General features: G+C 69.3%; 16 protein-coding genes. 13 read left to right on the forward strand and 3 right to left on the reverse strand.

The window, feature by feature from the left end; all coding sequences use genetic code 11:
- Window positions 1-140 precede the first annotated feature (140 nt).
- The 5 genes from MJ603_RS16930 to MJ603_RS16950 all read left to right on the forward strand — a co-directional run bounded on the left by MJ603_RS16930 (window position 141) and on the right by MJ603_RS16950 (window position 4,211).
- A complete protein-coding gene (locus MJ603_RS16930; protein WP_243064933.1) occupies window positions 141-689 on the forward strand; it encodes a thioesterase family protein in 549 nt (182 codons plus the stop codon).
- A 92-nt stretch (window positions 690-781) separates the two neighbouring features.
- Window positions 782-1,246, forward strand: coding sequence for a MarR family winged helix-turn-helix transcriptional regulator (locus MJ603_RS16935; protein WP_243064934.1), 465 nt, complete (start codon window positions 782-784; stop codon window positions 1,244-1,246).
- A gap of 203 nt (window positions 1,247-1,449) precedes the next feature.
- The gene (locus MJ603_RS16940) at window positions 1,450-2,778 is read left to right on the forward strand and encodes an MFS transporter (RefSeq protein ID WP_243064935.1); all 1,329 of its coding nucleotides are present in this window, start codon (window positions 1,450-1,452) and stop codon (window positions 2,776-2,778) included.
- A 42-nt stretch (window positions 2,779-2,820) separates the two neighbouring features.
- On the forward strand, window positions 2,821-3,777 hold the full coding sequence (locus MJ603_RS16945; protein ID WP_243064936.1) for a DNA-3-methyladenine glycosylase: 957 nt from the start codon (window positions 2,821-2,823) through the stop codon (window positions 3,775-3,777).
- Window positions 3,778-3,851: 74 nt separating this feature from the next.
- A complete protein-coding gene (locus tag MJ603_RS16950) occupies window positions 3,852-4,211 on the forward strand; it encodes a hypothetical protein (RefSeq protein ID WP_243064937.1) in 360 nt (119 codons plus the stop codon).
- Window positions 4,212-4,226: 15 nt separating this feature from the next.
- On the opposite strand, the gene MJ603_RS16955 is transcribed toward MJ603_RS16950, so the two are convergent.
- Both MJ603_RS16955 and MJ603_RS16960 read right to left on the reverse strand, forming a co-directional pair.
- Window positions 4,227-5,084 carry a siderophore-interacting protein gene (locus MJ603_RS16955; RefSeq protein ID WP_243064938.1) on the reverse strand — a complete coding sequence of 286 codons (858 nt, stop codon included), beginning with the start codon at window positions 5,082-5,084 and terminating at the stop codon, window positions 4,227-4,229.
- A gap of 72 nt (window positions 5,085-5,156) precedes the next feature.
- Window positions 5,157-6,062, reverse strand: coding sequence for an SDR family oxidoreductase (locus MJ603_RS16960; RefSeq protein WP_243064939.1), 906 nt, complete (start codon window positions 6,060-6,062; stop codon window positions 5,157-5,159).
- 121 nt (window positions 6,063-6,183) lie between these two features.
- On the opposite strand from MJ603_RS16960, the gene MJ603_RS16965 reads away from it, so the two are divergent.
- The 5 genes from MJ603_RS16965 (at window position 6,184) to MJ603_RS16985 (ending at window position 14,120) form a co-directional block, all read left to right on the forward strand.
- Window positions 6,184-6,756: a TetR family transcriptional regulator gene (locus tag MJ603_RS16965; protein WP_243064940.1), complete on the forward strand. Its 573-nt coding sequence runs from the start codon at window positions 6,184-6,186 to the stop codon at window positions 6,754-6,756.
- Between the two features lie 89 nt (window positions 6,757-6,845).
- A complete protein-coding gene (locus MJ603_RS16970) occupies window positions 6,846-9,614 on the forward strand; it encodes an FtsX-like permease family protein (protein WP_243064941.1) in 2,769 nt (922 codons plus the stop codon).
- A complete protein-coding gene (locus tag MJ603_RS16975) occupies window positions 9,611-12,373 on the forward strand; it encodes an ABC transporter permease (RefSeq protein WP_243064942.1) in 2,763 nt (920 codons plus the stop codon). Before MJ603_RS16970 ends, MJ603_RS16975 begins: the two co-directional genes overlap by 4 nt.
- Entirely contained in the window at window positions 12,370-13,386 is a 1,017-nt protein-coding gene (locus MJ603_RS16980) for an ABC transporter ATP-binding protein (RefSeq protein ID WP_243064943.1), read from the forward strand. Before MJ603_RS16975 ends, MJ603_RS16980 begins: the two co-directional genes overlap by 4 nt.
- Window positions 13,383-14,120, forward strand: a complete 738-nt coding sequence (locus tag MJ603_RS16985; protein ID WP_243064944.1) for an ABC transporter ATP-binding protein — start codon at window positions 13,383-13,385, stop codon at window positions 14,118-14,120. The genes MJ603_RS16980 and MJ603_RS16985 overlap by 4 nt, the downstream gene beginning before the upstream one ends.
- Here MJ603_RS16985 and MJ603_RS16990 read toward each other — a convergent pair.
- Window positions 14,093-15,067, reverse strand: coding sequence for a GlxA family transcriptional regulator (locus MJ603_RS16990; RefSeq protein WP_243064945.1), 975 nt, complete (start codon window positions 15,065-15,067; stop codon window positions 14,093-14,095). The genes MJ603_RS16985 and MJ603_RS16990 overlap by 28 nt on opposite strands.
- Window positions 15,068-15,137: 70 nt before the next feature.
- Here MJ603_RS16990 and MJ603_RS16995 point away from each other — a divergent pair, with 70 nt between their 5' ends.
- The 3 genes from MJ603_RS16995 (at window position 15,138) to MJ603_RS17005 (ending at window position 21,695) form a co-directional block, all read left to right on the forward strand.
- Window positions 15,138-16,370, forward strand: a complete 1,233-nt coding sequence (locus MJ603_RS16995) for an MFS transporter (protein ID WP_243064946.1) — start codon at window positions 15,138-15,140, stop codon at window positions 16,368-16,370.
- A gap of 11 nt (window positions 16,371-16,381) precedes the next feature.
- Window positions 16,382-17,686: an MFS transporter gene (locus MJ603_RS17000; RefSeq protein ID WP_243064947.1), complete on the forward strand. Its 1,305-nt coding sequence runs from the start codon at window positions 16,382-16,384 to the stop codon at window positions 17,684-17,686.
- 175 nt (window positions 17,687-17,861) lie between these two features.
- Entirely contained in the window at window positions 17,862-21,695 is a 3,834-nt protein-coding gene (locus MJ603_RS17005) for a bifunctional proline dehydrogenase/L-glutamate gamma-semialdehyde dehydrogenase (RefSeq protein WP_243064948.1), read from the forward strand.
- Window positions 21,696-21,981: the final 286 nt, after the last annotated feature.

Here is a 21,981-nt window from a genome sequence, read left to right on the forward strand (position 1 = left end):
TCAGCGCCGGAATCCGACCATCTGTGACAGCGGAGCGGTGGCGGCGAAGAATGCGAAGCGCAGCGGAGGATGCCCGTGCCCTTTTGTGGGTGATCTACACGCGCGTAGGTCGCGGGGGCTGCGGCGCCTAGCCTGGCCCGATGCACATGCTGTTCCGCACGATTCTGCACGCCTGGATCTCCCGCCTCGGCAAACGACTCGGCCACTACGACGTGGCGGTCACGAGGTTCAGGGTGCTGCCGACCGATCTGGACATCCTGCAGCACATGAACAACGGCGTGTACCTCTCGATCTTCGACATCGGACGGTTCGACATGCTGCGCCGCAACGGCGTCTGGCAGATCTTCACGGAGCGCGCGTGGTACCCCGTCGTGGCGTCCGAGACGATCACGTTCCGCAAGTCCCTGCAGCTCTGGCAGGCGTTCACCGTGGAGTCCCGCATCATCGGGTTCGACGAGAGGGCGGTGTATGTGCAGCAGCGCGCCGTCGTGAACGGCGAGGTCTTCGCGGAGGCGTTCATCAAGGGCCGCTTCCTCAAGCGCTCTGGCGGCACCGTCGCGATCGGCGAGCTGCTGGATGCCGTCGGCCCGCTGCCTGCGAACATCCACTTGCCCGAGTGGCTGGTGCGCTGGGGCGACGATGTGAAGCTGCCGGCGACGCGTGCCGAGGCGCCGAGCGTCTGGGAGTGAGCGGGCGCGTTGGGGGCGACCCGACCGGGCGGTAGCGACTCATCTTCAGTCAAACTGTTCAGATTAACTGAACAAGTGCTATCCTGTAAGGGATGACTCAACCAACCGTCCCCGCCGCTTCCCTGGATGTCGACGCCGTAGCGCTCGGCGAGCAGATCCGCGCCGTCGTCGGTCGCCTGAGCAGGCGGCTGCGCGAAGAGAGCACGGTGGGGGACTACACGCAATCGCAGAAGAACGTCATCGTGCGGCTCGATCGCGAGGGTGCAGCGACCCTGTCGGCGCTCGCCCGCGCAGAGGGCATGAAGCCGCAGTCGATGGCGACGATTCTTGCGGCGCTCGACGAGGCATCCGTCGTGCGCAGCGAGCGCGACCCCGACGACAAGCGCCAGGTGCTCTGGTCGCTGACACCGCAGGCGATGGCCGACCTGACGAGCAGCAGGGCGGCACGTACCGACTGGGTGGTGCGGAGCATCCGTGAGCACCTGGATGCCGACGAGGGCAAGCAACTCGCGCAGGCCATGCAGTTGCTGGAGCGACTGCTCGACGAAACCCCGTAGCGCAGGGCTGCGCACATTCACTTCCGCCGCGGGACACGGCGGCGACGACCGCGCGCCGACGCGCCGGCGAAGACACGCAACAGGCAGAAAGCCAGGACGACATCACGAAATCGAAACAGGAAGAGACCGAGCGCTCAGCAGGCGGACAAGCGACGATCGAGGCTGTCAGGAAGCCGTTCAGCTGGCGGTTCACCGCCCCGCTGTTGCTGGGCTCGACGCTCAATCCGATCAACAGCGCCACCCTCGCGACAGGGCTTGTGGGCATCGGTGTCGATATGCATCTCGGCCCGGGACCGGCGGCGACGCTCATCTCGGTGCTCTACCTGTGCAGCGCCATCATGCAGCCGACGATGGGCAAGGTCTCGACGCTGCTCGGCCCGCGCCGCACGTTTCTGATCGGCATCACGATCCTGTTCCTCGGCGGAGCGATCGGTACGTTCGCGCCGAGCTTCGGATTCCTGCTCCTCTCCCGCGCGCTGATCGGCGTCGGAACCTCGGCCGCCTACCCGACGGCGATGGCGCTCGTGCGGCGCAGGGCGGATGCGACCGGCGCGGGAGTTCCGAGCCGCGTGCTCGGCAACTTCTCGATCGCGGCGCAGGTGAGTGCCGTGATCGGGCTGCCGTTGGGCGGCATCCTGGTCGGGGTGTGGGGATGGCGCGCGTTGTTCGCCATCAACCTTCCAGTCGCGGTGATCACCTACCTCTTCACGCTGTTCGGCGTGCCGAAGGATTCCGCCCGCGAGAAGCGCGGTGGAACGGCGATGCTACGTGCGCTGGATCTGCCGGGCATCGTGCTCTTCGCAGCGGCGATCGTGGCTCTGCTCGTCTTTCTCGGCGATCTGAAGGCGCCGATCTGGTGGCTGCTGGTGGCGTTCGCGGTGCTGCTGGCCGCGCTGATCCTCTGGGAGCGGCGGGCATCCAGCCCGATGATCGACGTGCGGATGCTCGCCCGCAACTCCCCGCTGCAGCGCACCTACCTGCGCCAGACCATGGCCGCGCTCGGCATGTACACGATGATGTACGGCGCACCGCAGTTCCTCGAGCAGGGCATGCATCTGGATGCCGCAACCGCCGGCCTCGTCATGCTCCCGATGTCTGCGATGAGCATCGTGCTCGCGCGCCTCGTCTCATCGCGCGGCTGGGTGCGCTGGCCGCTGGTGATCGGCGGCGCCGCACTCGTCGGAGCGGGTGCGATCGGGCTGTTCATCACGGATTCCTCAGGCATCGTCCTCGCGATCGGCATGACCCTGCTCGTCGGAGTGACGAACGGGTTCACCGGGTTCGCGAACCAGGCATCCCTCTACACGCAGACGCGTGCCGACGAGATCGCCGTGGCATCCGGGCTGTATCGCACGTTCGCGTACATCGGCGCGATCTTCTCGTCGAGCCTCATCGGGCTGGCGTTCGGGGCGAAGGCCACCGACGTCGGATTTCACACCATGGGTTGGGTGATCGTCGGGCTGGGCATCGCGCTCATTCTGATGACGGTGCTCGACCGGCGCATCCCGAGGGTGGCCGGCGCGGCGAAGTGAGCTGGGAGAACGCTGTCGTACGGGACACCTAGCCTGGAGGGCATGACGATCGTCGGCCGAGGGCCCGCGCACACGAGTGCCGCGGCGCTGCACTGCGAGTACCGTCCGGCGGAGCCGGTCGATCTTCGCCGCACGCTCGGAGTGCTCGGCCGCGGACCGTACGACCAGACCACGATCTGGACGTCGTCGGGCGTGTGGCGCACGTTCCGCACCCCTGCCGGACCGGCGACCATGCACCTGGTGCAGCGCGGCCACGGTGTCGACGCCACGGCGTGGGGACCCGGTGCGGAGTGGGCCATCGACGGCGTGCCGGAGCTGCTCGGCGCCGGGGACGATTGGAGGGCGCTCGACGTTGGAAGGCATCCATTCCTCGTCGAGGTGCTGCGACGCAACCAGGGACTGCGGCTGCCCCGAACGCGCCGCGTGATCGAGGCCTTGGTGCCGGCGATCATCGAGCAGAAGGTGACGAGCCTCGAGGCCTATCGCGAGTGGGCGCGCATTGTGCGCCGGTTCGGCGAGGTCGCTCCCGGAGTCGCCGAGGGGATCGCGCCACGAGAGCTCCGGGTCTGTCCGTCGGCGGAGACGTTGAGACATATTCCGTCGTGGGAATGGCATCGGATCGGCGTCGATCCGACCCGATCGCGCACCGTAGTGCTGGCGATGCGGGTGGCGCAGGCGCTGGAGCGCACCATCGACGACGACGGAGCGGATGCCGCTGCCAAGCTTCGAACCGTCTCGGGCATCGGGGTCTGGACGGCCGCTGAGACGTTGCAGCGTTCGCACGGTGACCCCGACCAGATCAGCGTCGGCGACTACGGCCTGGCGTCCATCGTCGGCCATGCGCTCACCGGTTCGAAGACCGACGACGACGGGATGCTCGAGCTCCTGCGGCCCTGGACCGGCCAGCGCCAGCGCGTGGTGCGCCTGATCCTCGCGTCGGGCCGAGCGCCGGAGCGCCACGGCCCCCGCGCAACGATCACCGACCACCGGTGGCGGTGAAGCGCCATCGCACTGAGCGGGTGAAGCCCGTGGGACGCGCCGGCGCGAGCATCCGTCTGCTCTAGCATTCGGGCATGAGTTCGAAGAGCAAGCAGGGCAGGCGCGAGGAAGAGACGCTGCAGCTCAGTCGCGGCATGTGGGGCTGGCTTGCCGGGCTGATCACCCTCGTGGTGATCGCGTTCCCCCTGTCGGCGGCGGTCGCCTACGCGACGCACCCGGCCACGCGCAAGCTGTTCGGCGACCGGCTCTCGAGCGCCTCCGCCGTCGGGTTCTCGATCTTCTGGTGGATTCTCGCCCTGCTGCTCATCGCCCTGCCGTTCCTGGTGGGCTTCGGCGTCGCCAAGATGTCGTCCAGGTGGCTCACCATTCTCGGTGTGATCGTGGTGATCCTGGTCGTCGGGCTTGTGGTCCTTGGACAGATGTTCGCGTTCTAGGCGAGCTGCTGGCGCTCAGTCCGGATCTGTCGGATCCACCGGCGCGTGGTGGTCGAGGTTCACGACGCCGCGCCTCCAGTAGCCCTGCACGTCGAGCTGGTCGGTTCGAAGCGCGGCCTCGTGCTTGAGGTACCGGCGAACCGGTACGAGAGCGGATGCCTCGCCGGCGGCCCAGACGTAGACATCCGGAGCGAGGTCGAGCGATCGCACCGATTCGAGCAGCTGCCCCGGCCCGTCGGAGCGATACAGCCACTCGACGGACGCGCGCTGCGTCTGCTCGCCAGTGAGGTACGGCTCCACTTCTTCGTCGGCGATGTCGAGCAGGGCGGTGATGCGAGCGGATGCCGGCAGCAGGTCGAGCCAACGCGTGAACGCCGGCAGCGCGGTCTCGTCGGCGATCAGCACGGCGTCCGAGACATCCTGCGGAGCGAGGCGCGACCCGCGGGGGCCGGCCACTCCGAGCTCGTCGCCCGGGTGGGCGGCTGCGGCCCAGGCGGACGCGGGGCCGCCGGCCGCGGCATCCACCGTTCCGATGCGTGTGCCGTCTGGGGCGTGCAGCACGAAGTCGATGTCGAGTTCGGCCGCGCCGAACGGTGCCGGCCGGAACTGCCGTGGCGTGTAGTCGCGGGAGATGACGACACCGTCGGTCGGTCTGCGCACGCCGTCGCCGGTCAGCTCCGGCATGGTGAGGGCGCCGGTCGCCGGGTCGGGGAAGAACACCTTGACGTGATCGGTCGGGCCGAGGGCGGAGAAGCCCTCCAGCGCATCGCCGATCAGGGTGATCCGCACGATCGACGGCGTGATCTGCTCGGTGCGGTCGACGGTGAGTCGCCGCAGTGCCATTTCGTGACGCACATGGTCTCGCGTTGCCATGGTTCGACCGTACGCCAGGTTGTCATGGGCGTGCCGAGCCCCCAGCTCGCTCAGCGAGCTGGGGGCAGGGCGTCAGACCGCGGCCGGTGCCTTCACGTAGTAGTCGGCGATGTCGGCGAGCAGGCCCTGTTCGGTGGGGGTCCAGCCGAGCAGCTCCCTGGTGATCTTGCTGGACGCCGTGACGTCCATTCCGAAGAACGTGGCGATCCATCCGAAGTGCGCGGCGGCATCCTCCGGTGCGACGGAGATGACGGGAAGGTCGAGCCCCTGACCGATGGCCTCGGCGATCTCGCGCGTCGGGATACCCTCCTCGCCCACCGCGTGCGTGATCGTGCCGGCTGGGGCCTTCTGGAGCGCGAGTGCGATCATCCGTGCCGTGTCGAAGCGGTGCACCGCCGCCCAGCGGTTCGAGCCGTCGCCGATGTAGGCGGAGACGCCGCGCTCGCGGGCGATGCGCACCAGCTCGGCCGCGAAGCCGTGGTCGCCGTTGCCGTGCACGGTCGGGGAGAACCGCAGGCTCACCGGCGCGATGCCGCGCTCGGCGAAGCTCAGCGCGAGGTTCTCGCTGCCGCCGCGCGGGGATTCCGGCCCGACGTACGGCGACGTGTACTCCTCGGTGAGAAGCGTGCCCGGAGCGGCTCCGGCCAGTCCGGACGCGAACATGAACTTTCGACCCGAGCCGGCGAGCACGTCGCCGAACACCTCGAGGGCGGCACGCTCCGTGCGACCTGACGCCGCCATGTCGTTGAAGTCGTGCTTGAACCCGAGGTGGATCACGGCGTCGGATGCCTCGGCCCCCGCACGCAGCACGTCGAGGTCGTCGAGGCTTCCACGCAGCGGCGTGACGCCGGCCGATTCGAGTGCGGCGACGGATGCGTCCGATCGCGCGATGCCGGAGACCTCGTGTCCTGCGGCGAGCAGTTCGGGGGCGACGGCGGAGCCGATCCAGCCGGATGCCCCGGTCATGAAGATGCGCATGAGAACCCTTTCCTTGTGATGTCGCCGGAGCCGATTGGCCATGTCAGCGACTGACATGAGTGACGATAGCACTGATGTCAGCATCTGTCATCATGGGGAATTCCAGCCTAGAATCGTCGACATGGGTAGATGGGAACCGGATGCCAGCGGCAGGCTTCGCCGCGCCGCGCTCGACCTCTACTCCGAACGCGGATTCGAGCAGACCACCGTTCAGGACATCGCCGATCGGGCCGGTGTGACCGAGCGCACGTTCTTCCGCTACTTCACCGACAAGCGAGAGGTGCTCTTCGACGGTCTGCACGCGCTCGAGGACGTGATCGTCGCCGCGGTGATGTCTGCGCCCGCCGAGGCATCCGCGAAGCCGATGAAGCTGGCGATGGATTCGCTTCAAGCGGCCACACCGTTTTTCGCCGAGAGATACGACTACGCGAAGCAGCGTGCAGGAGTGATCGCGGCGAATCCGGGCCTGCAAGAGCGCGAGTTCCTGAAGCTCTCCTCGATGGCGCTCGGCGTCGCGACGGCGTTGAAGGCCAGGGGCGTCGGTGATTCGGCAGCAGACATCGCAGGGGACACCGCGGTCGTGGTCTTCCAGCAGGGATTCCAACGCTGGATCGGTGGCAGCGATCCAGATGCTCTCGGCCGATGCATGCGCGAGGCCTACGACGAGCTGGCGGCCCTGGCAGCGCAGGGGTGAGGCGCCAGGGGTACAAGGCGTACTAGGGTGGCCGAATGCTGCCCGGGGCCCCCGACCCACGCGGGAGCGGCTCGCTCTCGTCTGCGCCGATGCGGACCGGCGCCAGCGCGCTCTGGCGGTCCCGCGCGCGTGAACAGCGAGGACTGCTCGGCGCGATCGCAGGAACCGTGTTCGTCATCGCCGTGCTGATGGCCGCGATCGCGGGCATCGCGTCCAGGGCGCCCATCGACGCCGTGCAGCGCACGGTCGCGGCCGGACCGATCTCGGAGGTGTCCAGAACGGTGTCGTTCGACATCGTCGAGGGCTCGCGACCGGTATCCGACGAGAAGGTGCGCTCTGCTCTCGAGCACCTCTTCGCGGGCGTTCCCGTCGTGGTCAGCGCACGCCACGGGTCGAACTCCCAGTCGTGGACGGTGACGCCGGATGCCTCGCGCATCCTCCCCGAGCACCTCGCGCAGCTGCGCCGCGACGACGCCAAGCTCGAAGGCACCGTGACCGCGCTGCCATCGGTCGACAGCACAACGGTGAGCGTGTCGGGACACGGTGCGGCGACGGCTCTCGCGATGGAACGTTCGCTCGACGCGTTCGCCTCCGTGTTGCCCGTGCCCGCTGCCGTGCTCGTGGTGTCGGCCGTCATCGCGCTGTGCCTGCTCGCCCAACTGCTGGTGGAGGCCAGGGACAACGAGACGCGACTGCTGCGGGCGCGGGGGGCGAGCATCCGCTGGATCGTCGGCGCGGATGCCGCGGAGGCCGCGCTCGCCGCAGGCCTCGGCGCGCTGCTCGGCACCCTCGTCGCGCAGCTCGTGGTCGGGCTGCTGATCGGCGCACCTCCGATCGGCGCGATCGTCGTGTCCCTCATCGGGGTCTTTCTGGGGTCCGCTGCGATCGTCGTCGCGTTTTCGGCCGTCGCAGCGGCTCGCACCTCCGGTGAGCCGAGGCAGGCCTCAGGTCGCGCGCGGTTCGCCGTCTCGGCCGGCCTGACGTTCGTCGTGATCGCCGGCGCGGCCGTCACGATGTGGCGCTTCATCACCGATGCTCAGGTCGCGGGCGGCCCGATCGACCCACTTGCGGTCATCGCACCCGCTGCCGGCCTGTGTGCGCTGGCTGTGCTCGCGGTCGTCGCGTTCGGTCCGGCGTCGCGCGGGGTCGAGACCGTGACCGCGCGCTCGACCGGCGTCGGCACGCTTCCGCTGCGGTCGGTGTCGAGGCACGCCGCCGTCTTCGCCGCGCCGGTCGCACTTCTGACCATCGCGATCGCCGTCACCACCTTCGCCGCCGGATACGAGGGCACCTGGTCGTCGTTCCTCACCTCGTCGTCGCGCATCGTGGTGGGAGCGGACGCCCGTCTCGACCTCGACGCCCCGCAATTCGTCGGCGGAGTGGGCGACGCCGCTCCCCTCACGCGCGTCGCGGCGGTGCCGGGCGCGCAGCGGGTGGTGGCCGCCGCGACGATTCCCGGCCTGATCGGCCCGCTCGCTCTGGACGTCGTCGCCGCGCCGTCGGCGGCCCTGGCAGACCTCGACCCCGCCGAGGACTCGATGTTCGATGCGAGTGCCGTGTCGAGCGCGGTCGGGGCGAAGCGGGGCGGGGCCGGCGGCATCCGTCTGCCTGCTGGCGCGCAGACGCTCGAGCTGACCGTCTCGGCCGTCGGCGTCGTCGAGTCCACCGCACGGCTCACCGGGTGGTTGCAGAACGCGTCGGGCGAAACAGTGGCGAGCTCAAGCGGCCGGTTCGCCGTTCGCGACGACGGAGCTGACGAGCCGTCGACCGCCACGATGACGTTGCCGCCAGGCGGACCGTGGACCCTCAGCGCTCTCGACGTCTCCGTCGATCTGCCGGCGGGCGATGGCGGCCTGATAGCGACGACGCTGCTCACCAGCGTGCGACTCAGCGTGACGGGCGGAACGGCGGGTGGCGAGTCGCTGCCCATCGCATCCGCCGGCTGGCGTGTGTCCAAAGCCGTCTACCCGCTGCAGGGGACCACGACCGTGACGCGCTCCGGCGACGGGATCGGCATCGACGCCCACGTGCCGAACGACTCGTCGCAGACGCTGCAAGCGCGCCTGGAACCGCAGGTGCAGCAGGCGCCTCTGCCCGTCGCCATCAGCGCGGCGGCGGCTGCAGGAACCGGGCTTCAGGTCGGCCGCACCACCACGATCGATCTGCCGCAAGGATCGCTCGAGGTGCGGATCGCCGCAATCGTTCCGCAGATTCCAGCGACGGATGACGTCACGGCCGTGTTCGCGGATCTGCCGCAGCTGACCGCGGCTCTGCTCGCTTCCAGCCAAGAACTTCCCGCCGTCGACACGGTGCTCATCGGCGTCGGTGACCGGCCCGCGGCCCGGGTCGCCGATGCAGCGGCGCGCGCGGCCGGCAGCGGGGCGACCGCGATCGTGCCGGACACGACGCTCGCCACGCGTTTCATCTCGCCCGTCATCACTGCGCTCAACGTCGGCGCCTACGGATGCTGCGTGCTCTCCGGCGTCGCGCTCGCCGCGTGCCTCGCGGCACTCTGGCGGCGGCGGAAGGGAGAGACCGTCATTCTTCGCGCCATCGGATTCGCCCCGGGCACGCAGGCTCGGGGCCGAGGGGTCGAAGCGATCCTGGCGGCCTGCTACGCACTGGTCTGCGGGGTCGTGGCGGGCATCCTGATCTCGCTGCTGGCCGGGAACACGCTCGCCCGCAGCTCGGTTCCCTCCGCGCTGCCGTCGCTGCCGATCACCGGCGCGTTCGACGTCGTGTGGCTCGCAGGCTGCCTGGTCGTGCTGCTCGTCGTCGTTGCGTTGATCGTTCTGAGGTACACGCGGGCGGTGCGAGCGGATGCCGTGCACGCCGTTCCTGGAAGGACGACGACGTGAGCGGGCGGCGCGGCTCTCGCCTCTCCACCGTCGCACTCTCGCTGCGATCGATGCGCGCGTTCCGCCGGGGCCTGGTCGCGCTGGGCATCGTCGTGCTGCTCGCGACGGCGGGCGTCGTCGCGTGGCCGAGCATCACGGTGTCGCTCGTGTCGGCGGATGCCCGCTACCGTCTCGACGCGGAGTCCGCGGACGGAACGAGCATGGGTTCCACCGTGCCGGTGCAGCCGGACTACGGGGACACGGCCAATCCTCTTCCCAACGCAGAGAGCGTGTGGAAGTCGATGCAGGGTTCGCTCGACGATGCGGCGCACGCGATGCAACCGGCACTGCGCGCCGTCTCTCGACGGGGACGATTCGTCGGCCGTTCAGACGGAGTGTCCAACGGTCCGAACTCGCCTCCAGGCATACCGGTCGTCCCCAAGCCCTCGGATCCGAAGCGATCTTCGCTCGGGTTGTCCGTCGAGGGCGATCCTGCATTGCGGTCCGACGCCACGCTCGTGAGTGGGCACTGGCCGGCGGGCGGACTTGAACAGGGCGTGACCCAGGTGGTGATGGCGAGTCGAGTTGCCCGCGAACTGAACTGGAAGCTCGGCACGACGAGAACCCTGAGCTTGGACAATGATGCCGTCGCACTCTCCGGCCTTCCCCTTGCTGCCGACGGCGCCATGCCCAGCATGAAGCTGAGGCTGGTGGGGACGGTCGAGCCGCGTGATCCTTCGAGCGACTTCTGGACTCTCGACACCGTGCGCGATTCCCTCGGGAGCACTGTCTCCAGCTCGGATTCGAGGATCATGCTCCTCCACGGCGTCGTGTGGATGAACGCCGATTCCTGGCCAGAACTCGCCTTCGCGCTCGGCGCACCGTATCTCTCCACGTGGTACGGAATTAACTCGGCGGCCGTCACCGTTCCAGCACTACCTAGCATCGCCGCTGCGACCACGGCGTTCGTCGCGACGCCGATCACCGTCGGTTCGGGCCCCACGGCAGCGGAGATGCGGTTGAGCACACAGCTGCCCGACATCATCCACGACATCCTGGCTCGCATCGGATCGGTGCCCACGCTGCTCGCGATCGTCGCGATCGGCCCGCTGGGCGCCGCGATCGCCGTGCTGTTCAGCGGGGCGCGGCTGATGGCATCCCGCCGTGCGAGGTCCTTCGAGCTCCTGCGCTCTCGAGGCGGATCGGAGCGGCGCGTGCGCGGCGCGGCAGCGCTGGAAGCCGCGGCCGTCACGGTGCCCGCGGCGATCGTCGGCGGGGTGGCGGCGATGGTGGTCACGGGGGCCGGGGCATCCGTGCTGTGGTTGATCGCGGCGTGTGCGATCCTCCCGCCGTTCGCGATCGCTGCTACGGCGTCGAGCCCGACGAAGGGACGCGCCAGGCGCAGACCGGTGCTGTCGTGGACGGTCGAGCTGCTGGTCATCCTGCTCGCCGCAGCGGCGTGCGTGGTGCTCGCTCAGCGAGGCACGCAGGCGGTATCGGATCCGCTGAGCGTCGACCCGCTTCTGGTCGCGACACCGTTGCTGCTGGTCTTCGCGGTGTGCGTGCTGGTGCTGCGGCTCTATCCGCCGCTGCTGCACGGGCTCGGGCGGCTGGCGCTCGCGGCTCGCGGCGCCGTCGGCCCTGTCGGATGGGCGACGGCGGCTCGAGGAGGCGCCGGTCGACTCTGGCCGCTGTTCGCGATGCTCACAGGGGTGGCCGTCGCGGTCTTCGCGGGTAACACGCTCACCGTGGTGCTGAGCGGCGGGCACGAGGATGCCCTCAGGCGCGTTGGCGCGGACATCACGGTGCGGGCCAACCTCACCGACGCCCAACTGAAGCGGCTGAGCAATGTGCCCGACATCGCCGGCGTCGCCCCGCTGCGTCTGGTCGGCTATGCGGACGCGTCATCCGGCCAGACGCTCGCGACCTACCTCGTCGACGCCCGCGAGATGATCACCGTGCAGTCGGACCTCCCCTCCGGCGCTGCGCTCTTCCCGACAGGGAGCAGCGGCATCGGCGGTGCAACGGTGCTCGGAGGGCTTCCGTCGTCGGCGCGTCCCGACAGCTTCGCGTTCGACGACGGACGTGTGCGGATGCCCGTGCACGTCGTTGCCCACGCGAAAGTCACGGCAGCGCCGGTACTCAGCGACACGGCGTGGGCCCTCATCGACCAGCGGACCGTGCCCGCCTCGGTCCGTGCCGAGGCGGTCACGGCGGCGGCGCTGATCGACGTGCGAGCTGGTGCGGATGTCGGCAAGGTGGTGGCGGAGGTGCAGCGCGTGGCCGGCCGCGCCGCTGTCGTGAACTCGACGGCGGCCGCGGAGGCGCTGGCGGAGAAGGGGCCGCTGTTGCCGGGCATCCAGTACCTGATGCTGGCCGGATCGCTCCTCGCGGTGATCATGGCGATCTCCGCGTTGCTGCTCACGCTCGCGATGGGTCGGAGAGCCAGGGTTCGGCTGCTCAGCGTGCTGCGCACGCTCGGGTTCGATCGCGGACAATCGGCGGCCCTGGTGGCCTGGGAAGTGACACCGCTGGCACTCACGGCGATCGTCGCCGGGGTTCTGACCGGCCTCGGACTGTCGTGGCTGGTGCTGGATGCCGTCGACGTGCGGCCGATCACCGGTGCGCTGGCGCGGCCGGGGTTCGAGGTGTCGTGGCCGGGCGTCGCGGTCGTCGTCGGCGTGTTCGTTCTGGGAACGGCGATCGCTGTCGGAAGCGCCGTCGTGGCGGCGAGGCGAGCGGATCCGGCGCGATCCCTTCGTGCGGAGGAGGAGACATGACCGAGATCGAGAATCGCGGCGGAGTCGCGGTGGTGGCGCGAGAGCGGGACGGCGGCATTCTGTGCTCCGATCTCGTGCGCATCTATTCGGGTGACGGCGTGGAGGTGCAGGCGTTGCAGGGGCTGAACCTGCAGGTCGACGGCGGGGAGCTCGTCGCGATCGTCGGGGCATCCGGGTCGGGCAAGTCGACGCTGCTGGGCATTTTGTCCGGCCTCGACAAGCAGACTGCGGGCAAGGCCGTCGTGGCCGGGCGTGACCTGCTGACGATGACGCGCGCGCAGCGACTCGAGTACCGCAGGCGGGCCGTCGGGTTCATCTGGCAGCAGACCGAGCGCAACCTGCTGCCGTATCTGACGGCACGGGAGAACATCGCGATGGCGATGAACCTCGCGGGCACGCGGGATCGCGACCGGCGTTCGACCGAACTGCTCGAGCTGCTCGAGATCGGTGACAAGGCCGAGCGGATGCCTGCCGAGCTCTCCGGCGGCGAGCAGCAGCGCGTCGCGATCGCGGTGAGTCTCGCGAATGAGCCGCTCGTGCTGCTGGCTGACGAACCGACCGGTGAGCTCGACGACGCCACCAGCGTCGAGGTGCTCGAGGTGATGCGCAGCGTGAACCGGGAGCTCGGCGTGACGACGCTGATCGTCACGCACGACCCGACGGTGGCCGAGCACGTTCGCCGCACCGTGCTCATTCGCGACGGGCGCACATCCACCGAGGTGTTCCGCAGCCACGGCGAAGGCGGTGAGCATGCTGAGGCGGAGGAGTTCACGGTCATCGACCGCTCAGGCAGGCTGCAGTTGCCCGCCGAGTACGTGACACGGCTGCAGCTGCGCGACCGGGTGCGGCTCGAACTCGAGCCGACGCACGTGCGGGTGTCGCCGGCCGCCCGGCCTTCCCAGTCACCGTCCCCTGAGCGAGCGCAGCGAGTCGAAGGGTGCGCCCCCACCGACCCTTCGACTTCGGCCTCCGGCCTTCGCTCAGGGAGCTCGGACGAAGGGGAGCAGTCATGAGCGCGGCGACGGATCTGCCGGTGCTGCGGGCATCCGCTCTGACCAGGGTGTTCGGCGAGGGCGCGACCAGGGTCGAGGCGTGCGCGGGCGTCGATGTCGAGGTGCGGCCCGGCGAGCTGCTGGTCGTGAAGGGGCGCTCCGGATCGGGCAAGACGACACTGCTCAACATGCTCGCCGCCGTGGACCGTCCGACGAGCGGGTCGGTCTGGCTCGGCGGTGTCGAGCTGAGTGCGGCGACCGAGGACGAGCTCGTGCGGGTGCGCCGGGATCGGATCGGGTTCGTCTTCCAGGGCTTCGGACTGATCCCGGTGCTCTCCGCCGCCGAGAATGTCGAGCTTCCGTTGCGACTGCTGCGGATGCCCGCCGACGAGCGGGACGCGCGCGTCGCCCGCCTGCTCGCCGATGTCGGCCTCTCCGAGCACGCCGCGCAGCGCCCGCCGGAGATGTCGGGCGGCCAGCAGCAGCGCGTGGGAATCGCGCGAGCCCTGGCGACCGACCCCGACGTGCTCTTCGCCGATGAGCCCACCGGCCAGCTCGACAGCATGACCGCCGCGGTCATCATGGACCTGCTCGTCGGCCTGGTGCACGAGCGGGGCATGGCGGCTGTTGTGACGACTCATGATCCCGCGATGTCGGAGCGCGCCACACGCGTGCTCGAGCTGCACGACGGGCGCGTCGTCGGCTCGACCATCGGCACCGCCCACACTCACGCCACCGAGAACGTGCGCCGGTAGTCGCTCGGGCTCACGCCCGTCGCATGTCTGAAGTGCACGCGCAGGTTCGCGGCCGTTCCGAGCCCGCACAACTCGGCCACGCGGTCGACGCCGAGGTCGGTCGTCTCCAGGAGCTCCCGGGCGCGATCGACGCGTGCCGTGTTGAGCCATTTGAGCGGTGTGGTGCGGGTCTGGACGACGAACTGCCGGGCGAAGGTGCGTGCGGATGCGTGCGAATGCGCGGCCAACTCGGCCACCGTGAGCGGTTGGTCCAGACGAGCACGCGCCCATTTCAGCGTCGCAGCGAGGTTCGCGCCCCTCGGCTCCGCCATCGGTGCTTGCTCGATGTACTGCGCCTGCCCGCCGTCTCTGTGCGGTGCCGCGACGATGTCGCGAGCCACGACGTTGGCGACAGCCGCGCCGTGATCGAGGCGCAGGATGTGCAGGCACACATCGATCCCGCTGGCCACTCCGGCAGACGTGATCACGTCGCCCTCGTCGACGTAGAGCACGTCTGGATCGACGGTGACGTTCGGGTATCGGCGAGCGAGGACATCCGTGAAGTGCCAGTGCGTGGTCGCGCGTCGACCGTCGAGCAGACCGGCAGCCGCGAGGGCGAACGCCCCGGTACAGATCGAAACCATGCGCGCCCCACGCCGCGCTGCCTCCCGCAAGGCGTCGACGACGTCGTCGGAAACCGCATCGGTCGCCACACGGAATGCGGGAACGATCACGGTGTCGGCGCCCATCACCGCGTCGAGACCGTGCGTTGCGTTCACCGACCAGCCGCCCGTGGTGTCGACGGGGCCGGGGGCGCGCCCGCAGAGGACCACATCGTACGGCAGGTCGAGGTGGTCGAAGATCTGGAAGGGCATCCCGAGTTCCATCGGCAACGTCCGCCCCAGCGCGAGCACCGCGACCCGGTGGCGAGCCGCGGCTGAGGCCTTCGGAGCAGTTGAATCGTTCATGGCAGAAATGTATCGCATATCGGCATTCATGCCACTCGTCTCATGCCGCGTGCAACAGCACAGTGGAATCGTGACCACCCTGCGCCCTCGAACGGATGCCTCGCCGCACCTCCGCATCGCCCGCCGCCTCGCTCCCGCCCAGGCCCTCTACGTCTTCGGCAGCTCTGTCGATCTGACACTGACGGGCATCGTGGGCGACCGCCTCGCACCGTCGACGGCGCTGGCGACGCTGCCGTACAGCCTCATTCCGATCGCGGCCGTCGCCTCGACGTTCCTCATCTCCCGCTTCATCGGACGCGTCGGATATCGCGCCGTCTTCACCACCGTCGGGTGCGTGGCGGTCGTCGCCGGGCTCGTGTCCGCGATCGCCGTGCAATTGGACCAGTTCTGGCTTTTCTGCGCGGGCACCGGCCTGATCGGCGTCTACTCGGCCGGCGCCGGCTACTACCGCTATGCGGCGGCGGATGCGTCAGGTACCCAGCGCGCTCGAGCCGTCACCACGGTGCTCGCCGGTGGCCTGATCGCTGCGTTGCTCGGACCATTCCTGGCCACCTGGGTCGGCGGCCTGTTGCCGGTCGCATACGTGGCGAGCTATCTGCTCGTCGCTCTCTTCGGCGCGCTCGCCGCGGTGTGGAATGCGCTCCTTCCGCGCGAGTTGGGTGCGCCGCACCTGTTGCCGGCGCAGCGATCGGACCTCGCCGACTCGACCGAGCCACCGGCATCCGCCCGCCCGCGCCGCATCCTCTGGCGCCAGCCCGTGCTGCTCGCGGGCATCGCGGCCACCTCGTTCGCGGCGTTCTCGATGACCTCGATGATGACCGCCGGACCGATCGCAGGCATGGCCATGGGCCACAGCGAGGGGGAGGCCGCCTTCGCTGTGCAGCTGCATATGATCGGCATGTTCGCTCCCGGCTTCGTGATCGCCCGGTTCATCGGGCGATTCGGCGAGCGATCGATCGCAGTCGCTGGCGCGATGCTCGTCATCCTGGCCGGTGCTGCAGCAGCGTGCAGCACCGCACAATGGGCGTTCCTCACGGCGATGTTCGCGGTCGGAGTCGGCTGGAACCTCGCCTACAGCGGTGGCAGCGCCATGATCACAGACGCCTACCACGCTCACGAACGCGGCCGCGTGCAACCGATCGCCGAGGTCATCACGAACGGGTTCCAGGTAGTCGGATCGCTGAGCGCTGGCATCCTCGCCACGGTTCCTGGCTGGCGGATGCTCGGCATCGGCCTGATCATCCTCTCGATCGTCGTCGGCATCGGGATCGTAGCGGTCCGCCGAACCGTGCGTGAACTGTAGGGTCGGAGAACTTGCCCGTTCTCGCAGTGCCGCGGCAGGGCATCCGCTCGACCGCAGCGATGGCGCTGCCTACGATCGTGAGGTCGCCGACCTGGATGTCTGAAGCAGTCGCCAACATCGACAAGCGTTCGCTCGCCCGGTGGCGCAACGCCATCATCGTCGCGTTCGGCCTCGGCGGCATCACGGTGGCGGCCTGGGGTCCGCGACTGCCTGCGGTCAAGGCGGAACTGGGCGTCGACACCGCGACCATCGGGCTTTTGCTCGCGTGCGTGACGGTCGGTTCGATCTGCGGACTCGTGGCATCCACACCGGTGCTGCACTGGGTGGGCAGCAGGCGAGCCGTGACCGGAGCGCTTCTCGTGGTCGCCGTCGCGATGGCGATGATGGGGCTCTCGGTGATGGCCGCATCCGTGCCGCTTGTGACGGTGGCGTTCGTGATCGTCGGATTCGGAATCGGGCTGCTCGATGTGTTGATCAACGTCGAGGGATCCGCCGTGGAACGCGCGGCCGGGCGCACGCTGATGCCGCTGCTGCACGCATCCTGGTCCGTCGGTGCTGCGGTGGGCGCCGGCATCGGCGCGGCGTGCGCGGCGCTCGGCGTCACGCCATCCGCTCAGTTCATCGGCGAGGCTGCGCTGATCGTCGTGCTGGCGCTCGTGATGGCGCCGTCGATCCTGCCCGGCGCGAGGAGCGAGGGCGAGACGAGCGAGCAGACCCGCTGGCAGAAGGTCGTGCAGTGGGCCCGCGGATGGCTGGACTGGCGGCTGCTTCTCATCGGCCTCGTGATGCTCGGTGTCGAGCTCGGTGAGGGGTCCGCGAACAACTGGCTCACGCTCGCGGTGCACGCCGATCATGGCCAGACCGCTGCCGTCGCCGCCCTGTTCCTCACCGCGTTCGCGATCGGGGAGGCGACAGCCCGCATCTTCGGCGGCCCGATCGTCGACCGCATCGGGCGCGTCGCAGCGATCCGCTACACGACCGCGATCGGCGTCGTCGGTGTCGTGCTGTTCATCTTCGGTGGCAACCCGTGGCTCATTTTGGTCGGGACTCTGCTGTGGGCCGTCGGCGTCTCGATGGGCTTCCCGCTCGGGATGTCCGCAGCAGCCGAGAGCGGACCGAACCCCGCAGCCCGCGTGAGTGTCGTCGCATCGATCGGGTACTTCGCCAACCTCGCCGGCCCGCCGGCCATCGGGCTGCTCGCCGAGTCGGCCGGACTGCTGAACTCGCTGTGGCTGGTGGTTCTGCTGATGGTCGCGGCGTTCGCGGCGGCGGGGGCGTTGCGGCCGCGGAACAGCCGCCGAGTGGGCGCGAAGTAGTCGCGTCGCGAGATTCCGTTTCAACTGCAGAAATGGCGATTCTCACGGCATCCGAACCGCCATTTCTGCAGTTGAAACGGAATCTCGAGCGCGAAAGCGAGCGCGAGCGCTGAGACGAGAGCGCCGCCGCCCCGATTGCACCGCATTCGGCGTGCCCCGGAATAGTCTCGACTGCATGGCGCAGGACGACGGTATCCTCACCCCCGACGACGACCTGGCGCAGCGGGCGATCGAGCTCGTGCGGGGGTGGCTTCATGCATCCGATGCCCGGGATGCGATTCCCGAGGCATCCAAGCGCGACCCCGCGGCCGAGCGGCTGGCGGGGCTGCTGCGCGACCCGCGCGGTCTCGACTTCGCGGTCGGCTTCGTCGATGACGTGGCCCGGCCGCAGGATGTCTACGTCGCCGCGGCGAATCTCCAGCGGTTGGCGAAAACCATCCCGCGCTTCCTGCCCTGGTACCAGCGGGCGGCGCTCGCGATCGGCGGTGCCATTGCGCCTGCTCTGCCGTGGGTGGTCATCCCGATCGCGCGGCGGGTGCTGCGATCCATGGTCGGGCACCTCATCGTGGATGCCACGCCGGGCCGCCTCGGCAAGGCTATCGAGCGGCTGCGGCACGGCGGGGCATCCGCCCATCATGTGCGCCTGAACCTCAACCTGCTCGGCGAGGCAGTGCTCGGCGAGAACGAGGCGGAGGCCAGGCTCGAGGGCACTCGCCAGTTGCTCGAGCGCGACGACGTCGACTACGTGTCGATCAAGGTCTCCAGCGTCGCCAGCCAGCTGTCGATGTGGGCGTTCGATGAATCCGTCGCGCGGGTCGTGCAGCGGCTCGCACCCCTCTATCTGTACGCGGCCTCGTCGGCGACGCCGAAGTTCATCAACCTCGACATGGAGGAGTACCACGATCTCGACCTGACCATCGCGGTCTTCAAGCGGCTGTTGAGCGACCAGCGGCTGATGACGCTCGAGGCCGGCATCGTGCTGCAGGCCTACCTGCCCGACGCGCTGGATGCCCTGCAAGACCTCACCGAGTGGGCCCAGAACCGCAGAGCGGCGGGCGGCGCAGCGGTGAAGGTTCGCCTCGTGAAGGGCGCCAACCTGCCGATGGAGCGAGTGGATGCCGTGCTGCACGGCTGGCCGTCCGCCCCGTACGACGGCAAGGTGCACACCGACGCCAACTACAAGCGCGTGCTCGACTGGGCCTTCACGCCGGAGCACACGCACGCCGTGAAGATCGGCGTCGCCGGCCACAACCTGTTCGACGTCGCGCACGCCTGGCTGCTCGCCCGCAGCCGTGGCGTCGACGACCGCGTGGACTTCGAGATGCTGCTCGGCATGGCCACGCGACAGGCGGATGCCGTGTCGCAGACCGTGGGCGGCCTGCTGCTGTACGCGCCGGTGGTGCATCCGCGGCACTTCGACGTGGCCATCTCCTATCTGATCCGCAGGCTGCAGGAGAACGCGTCGAGCGACGACTTCCTCTCCGCCGCGTTCGAACTCACCGACAAGCCCAACCTCTTCGAGCGAGAGAGGACCAGATTTCTCGCCTCGGTCGCCGAGTTCGAATCGGATGCCGGCCCCCGCGGCCTCGCACCCCTCCCGAACCGCAGGCAGGACCGTGCGCGCGAGTGGGTCGAGTCTGACCCGACGACGCTCTTCCACCCCCGGCCGGCGCCGGTGGATCCCGCCGCGGCCGCTGAGCAGGAAGGTCTCACGGGAGTCGTGCTCGGGCTCGATCGCGGTTCCCGCAGCGAGGGCCTCTTCGCGACGACCGAGATCAACCTCGAGCCGACCGCTCCCGTGGAGCCCGTGCAGCCGACGGTGCCGCTCGACACCGCGGCGTTCGATACGGCGGCGCTGCGCGCCGTCGAGACGGGGACGATCGGCAGGAGGGCGGCGCGCGCACGGGCATCCGGAAGCTCGAGCGGCGCGACCGGCACTGTCGGTGCTGCCGACCAGACGTTCCGCAACGAGTCGGACACCGACCCGTCGCTGCCCGCGAACCGCGGCTGGGGGCGGCGCATCCTGGCATCCGTGTCGACGTCGACGACCGGAGACGACACCCTCGCCCTGGCGCGCATCGACGACCCACACATGCTCGACACCCTCCTCGCCACAGTGCAGGCCACCGGCGCGCAGTGGGGTTCCATCCCCGGCAGCGCCAGGGCCGCGGCTCTCGATCGGGTCGGTCTCGCCCTCTCCGCGAACCGTGATCGGCTGATCGAGGTGATGGCTTCCGAGACGGGCAAGACGATCGCGGAGGCCGACCCCGAGGTCAGCGAAGCGATCGACTTCGCGCACTACTACGCGGCGCGCGCCCGCGAGCTCGACACCGTGCAGGGTGCGCGGTTCGTGCCGTCGAAGCTCACGATTGCGACACCGCCATGGAACTTTCCGGTGTCGATTCCGGCAGGGAGCGTGCTGGGGCCATTGGCGGCCGGCAGCGGCGTCGTGCTCAAGCCGGCGCCGCAGGCCAGGCGGTGCGCCGCCGTGCTGGCGGAGTGCATCTGGGAGGCGGGCATCCCGCGTGAGCTGATGGCGCTCGCTGATGTGGACGAGGGTCCGCTCGGCCAGGCGCTCGTCTCCGATCCTCGAGTCGATCGGGTGATCCTCACCGGTGCCTACGACACCGCGAAGCTGTTCACGAGCTGGCGGGCAGACCTGCCGCTGCTCGCCGAGACGAGTGGCAAGAACGCCATCATCGTCACGCCGAGTGCCGACATCGACCTCGCGGTCTCCGACATCGTGAAGAGCGCCTTCTCCAACGCCGGGCAGAAGTGCTCGGCGGCGAGCCTCGTCATCCTGGTCGGATCGATGGGCTCGTCCCGCAGACTGCTCGACCAGCTCGCGGATGCCACGGAGAGCGTCTACGTCGGATGGCCGGATCAGCCGGCCACGTGGATGGGCCCGTTGATCGAGCCGGCGTCGGGCAAACTCGCGTCCGCGCTGACCGAGCTCGCGCCGGGCGAGGAGTGGCTCGTCACCCCGCGCAGGCTCGACGATTCGGGGCGGCTGTGGTCCCCTGGCATCCGCACCGGTGTGCAGCCGGGGTCGTACTTCCACCAGACGGAGTTCTTCGGGCCGGTGCTGGGCATCATGCACGCGAAGACGCTGGAGCAGGCCGTGCAATGGCAGAACGCGGTCGACTACGGCCTCACAGCGGGACTGCATTCGCTGGACTCGGACGAGATCGAGTATTGGATGTCCACCGTTCAGTCCGGCAACCTCTACGTGAACCGCGGCATCACCGGCGCCATCGTGCAACGGCAGCCGTTCGGCGGCTGGAAGCGCTCGTCCGTCGGTGCCGGCCACAAGGCGGGCGGCCCGAACTACCTGTTCGGTCTCGGATCGTGGATCGGGGATGCCGGATCGTCCAGCTCGAGCCTTCACCTGCGCGGCCTCGACGGCCGGGTCACCGGGCTGATCGAGTCGGGCCAGCCTTCGATGAGCTACGAGGAGTTCGATCTCGTACGCCGCTCGGCGCTGAGCGACGCGATCGCCTGGGCGACGGAGTTCGGAGTGGTGCGCGACGCGGCCGGTCTCGGGGTGGAGCGCAACCTGTTCCGCTACCGCTCGACGCGGGTGAGCATCCGGCTGAGCGAGGGAGTGGGACTCTCCGCTCTTCTACGGGTGCTCGCCGCGGCCACTCTCGCCCGCGGACGTTTCGACGTGAGCACTCCGACCCGGCTGCCGCGGCCGCTGCATCAGGCGCTTCGTGAGCTGGGTGTGGCCGAGGCGATCGAATCGGATGCCGCATGGATGGCGCGCGTTGCGACATCCGGCGCCGCGGTCGACGCGGAGGGCGAGCGGAGTGAACGCATCCGCCTGATCGGCGGTGATGCCGGCGCTCTTGCGCGGGCACTCGGCGATCGGCTCGACGTCGCAGTCTTCTCCGGCGCAGTCACCGCGTCGGGGCGAGTCGAGCTGCTGCCGTTCCTGCGCGAGCAGTCCATCTCGATCACGAACCACCGCTTCGGCAGCCCGACCCACCTGACCGCCGACGTGATCTGACCCGGCGAGTCGCCGGGTGAGTCGCCGGGCGCGGGGCGCGCCAACCTGGCACGGACCGCAAGAGGCCCTGACCATTACCTGACAACGGCTCGGCATCCTGGGCGTGGCTGCCGCCGTTTCGGGCAGGCCGGATGTCTGGTCAACTGACCAGAAAGCGCTCGCGACATATCGCGGCGCGATCCGCACCAGCATGCGGATCGTGCGGTGTCGCATGCGTTCGCATTCAGTCGACGCGCGGTGTCACAGGGGTGCCCTTTCGCGTCGAAATAGCCCCTGATCTGCACCT

This window comes from Humibacter sp. RRB41 (assembly GCF_022761015.1).
Classification (GTDB): Bacteria; Actinomycetota; Actinomycetes; order Actinomycetales; family Microbacteriaceae; genus Humibacter.

What these genes read in the sequence shown, in the direction of transcription:
- MJ603_RS16930 (WP_243064933.1), top strand. Translation starts at nt 141, where the DNA reads ATGCACATGCTGTTCCGCACGATTCTGCACGCCTGGATCTCCCGCCTC.
- MJ603_RS16935 (WP_243064934.1), top strand. Translation starts at nt 782, where the DNA reads ATGACTCAACCAACCGTCCCCGCCGCTTCCCTGGATGTCGACGCCGTA.
- MJ603_RS16945 (WP_243064936.1), top strand. Translation starts at nt 2,821, where the DNA reads ATGACGATCGTCGGCCGAGGGCCCGCGCACACGAGTGCCGCGGCGCTG.
- MJ603_RS16950 (WP_243064937.1), top strand. Translation starts at nt 3,852, where the DNA reads ATGAGTTCGAAGAGCAAGCAGGGCAGGCGCGAGGAAGAGACGCTGCAG.
- MJ603_RS16955 (WP_243064938.1), bottom strand. Translation starts at nt 5,084, where the DNA reads ATGGCAACGCGAGACCATGTGCGTCACGAAATGGCACTGCGGCGACTC.
- MJ603_RS16960 (WP_243064939.1), bottom strand. Translation starts at nt 6,062, where the DNA reads ATGCGCATCTTCATGACCGGGGCATCCGGCTGGATCGGCTCCGCCGTC.
- MJ603_RS16965 (WP_243064940.1), top strand. Translation starts at nt 6,184, where the DNA reads ATGGGTAGATGGGAACCGGATGCCAGCGGCAGGCTTCGCCGCGCCGCG.
- MJ603_RS16970 (WP_243064941.1), top strand. Translation starts at nt 6,846, where the DNA reads ATGCGGACCGGCGCCAGCGCGCTCTGGCGGTCCCGCGCGCGTGAACAG.
- MJ603_RS16980 (WP_243064943.1), top strand. Translation starts at nt 12,370, where the DNA reads ATGACCGAGATCGAGAATCGCGGCGGAGTCGCGGTGGTGGCGCGAGAG.
- MJ603_RS16985 (WP_243064944.1), top strand. Translation starts at nt 13,383, where the DNA reads ATGAGCGCGGCGACGGATCTGCCGGTGCTGCGGGCATCCGCTCTGACC.
- MJ603_RS16990 (WP_243064945.1), bottom strand. Translation starts at nt 15,067, where the DNA reads ATGAACGATTCAACTGCTCCGAAGGCCTCAGCCGCGGCTCGCCACCGG.
- MJ603_RS17005 (WP_243064948.1), top strand. Translation starts at nt 17,862, where the DNA reads ATGGCGCAGGACGACGGTATCCTCACCCCCGACGACGACCTGGCGCAG.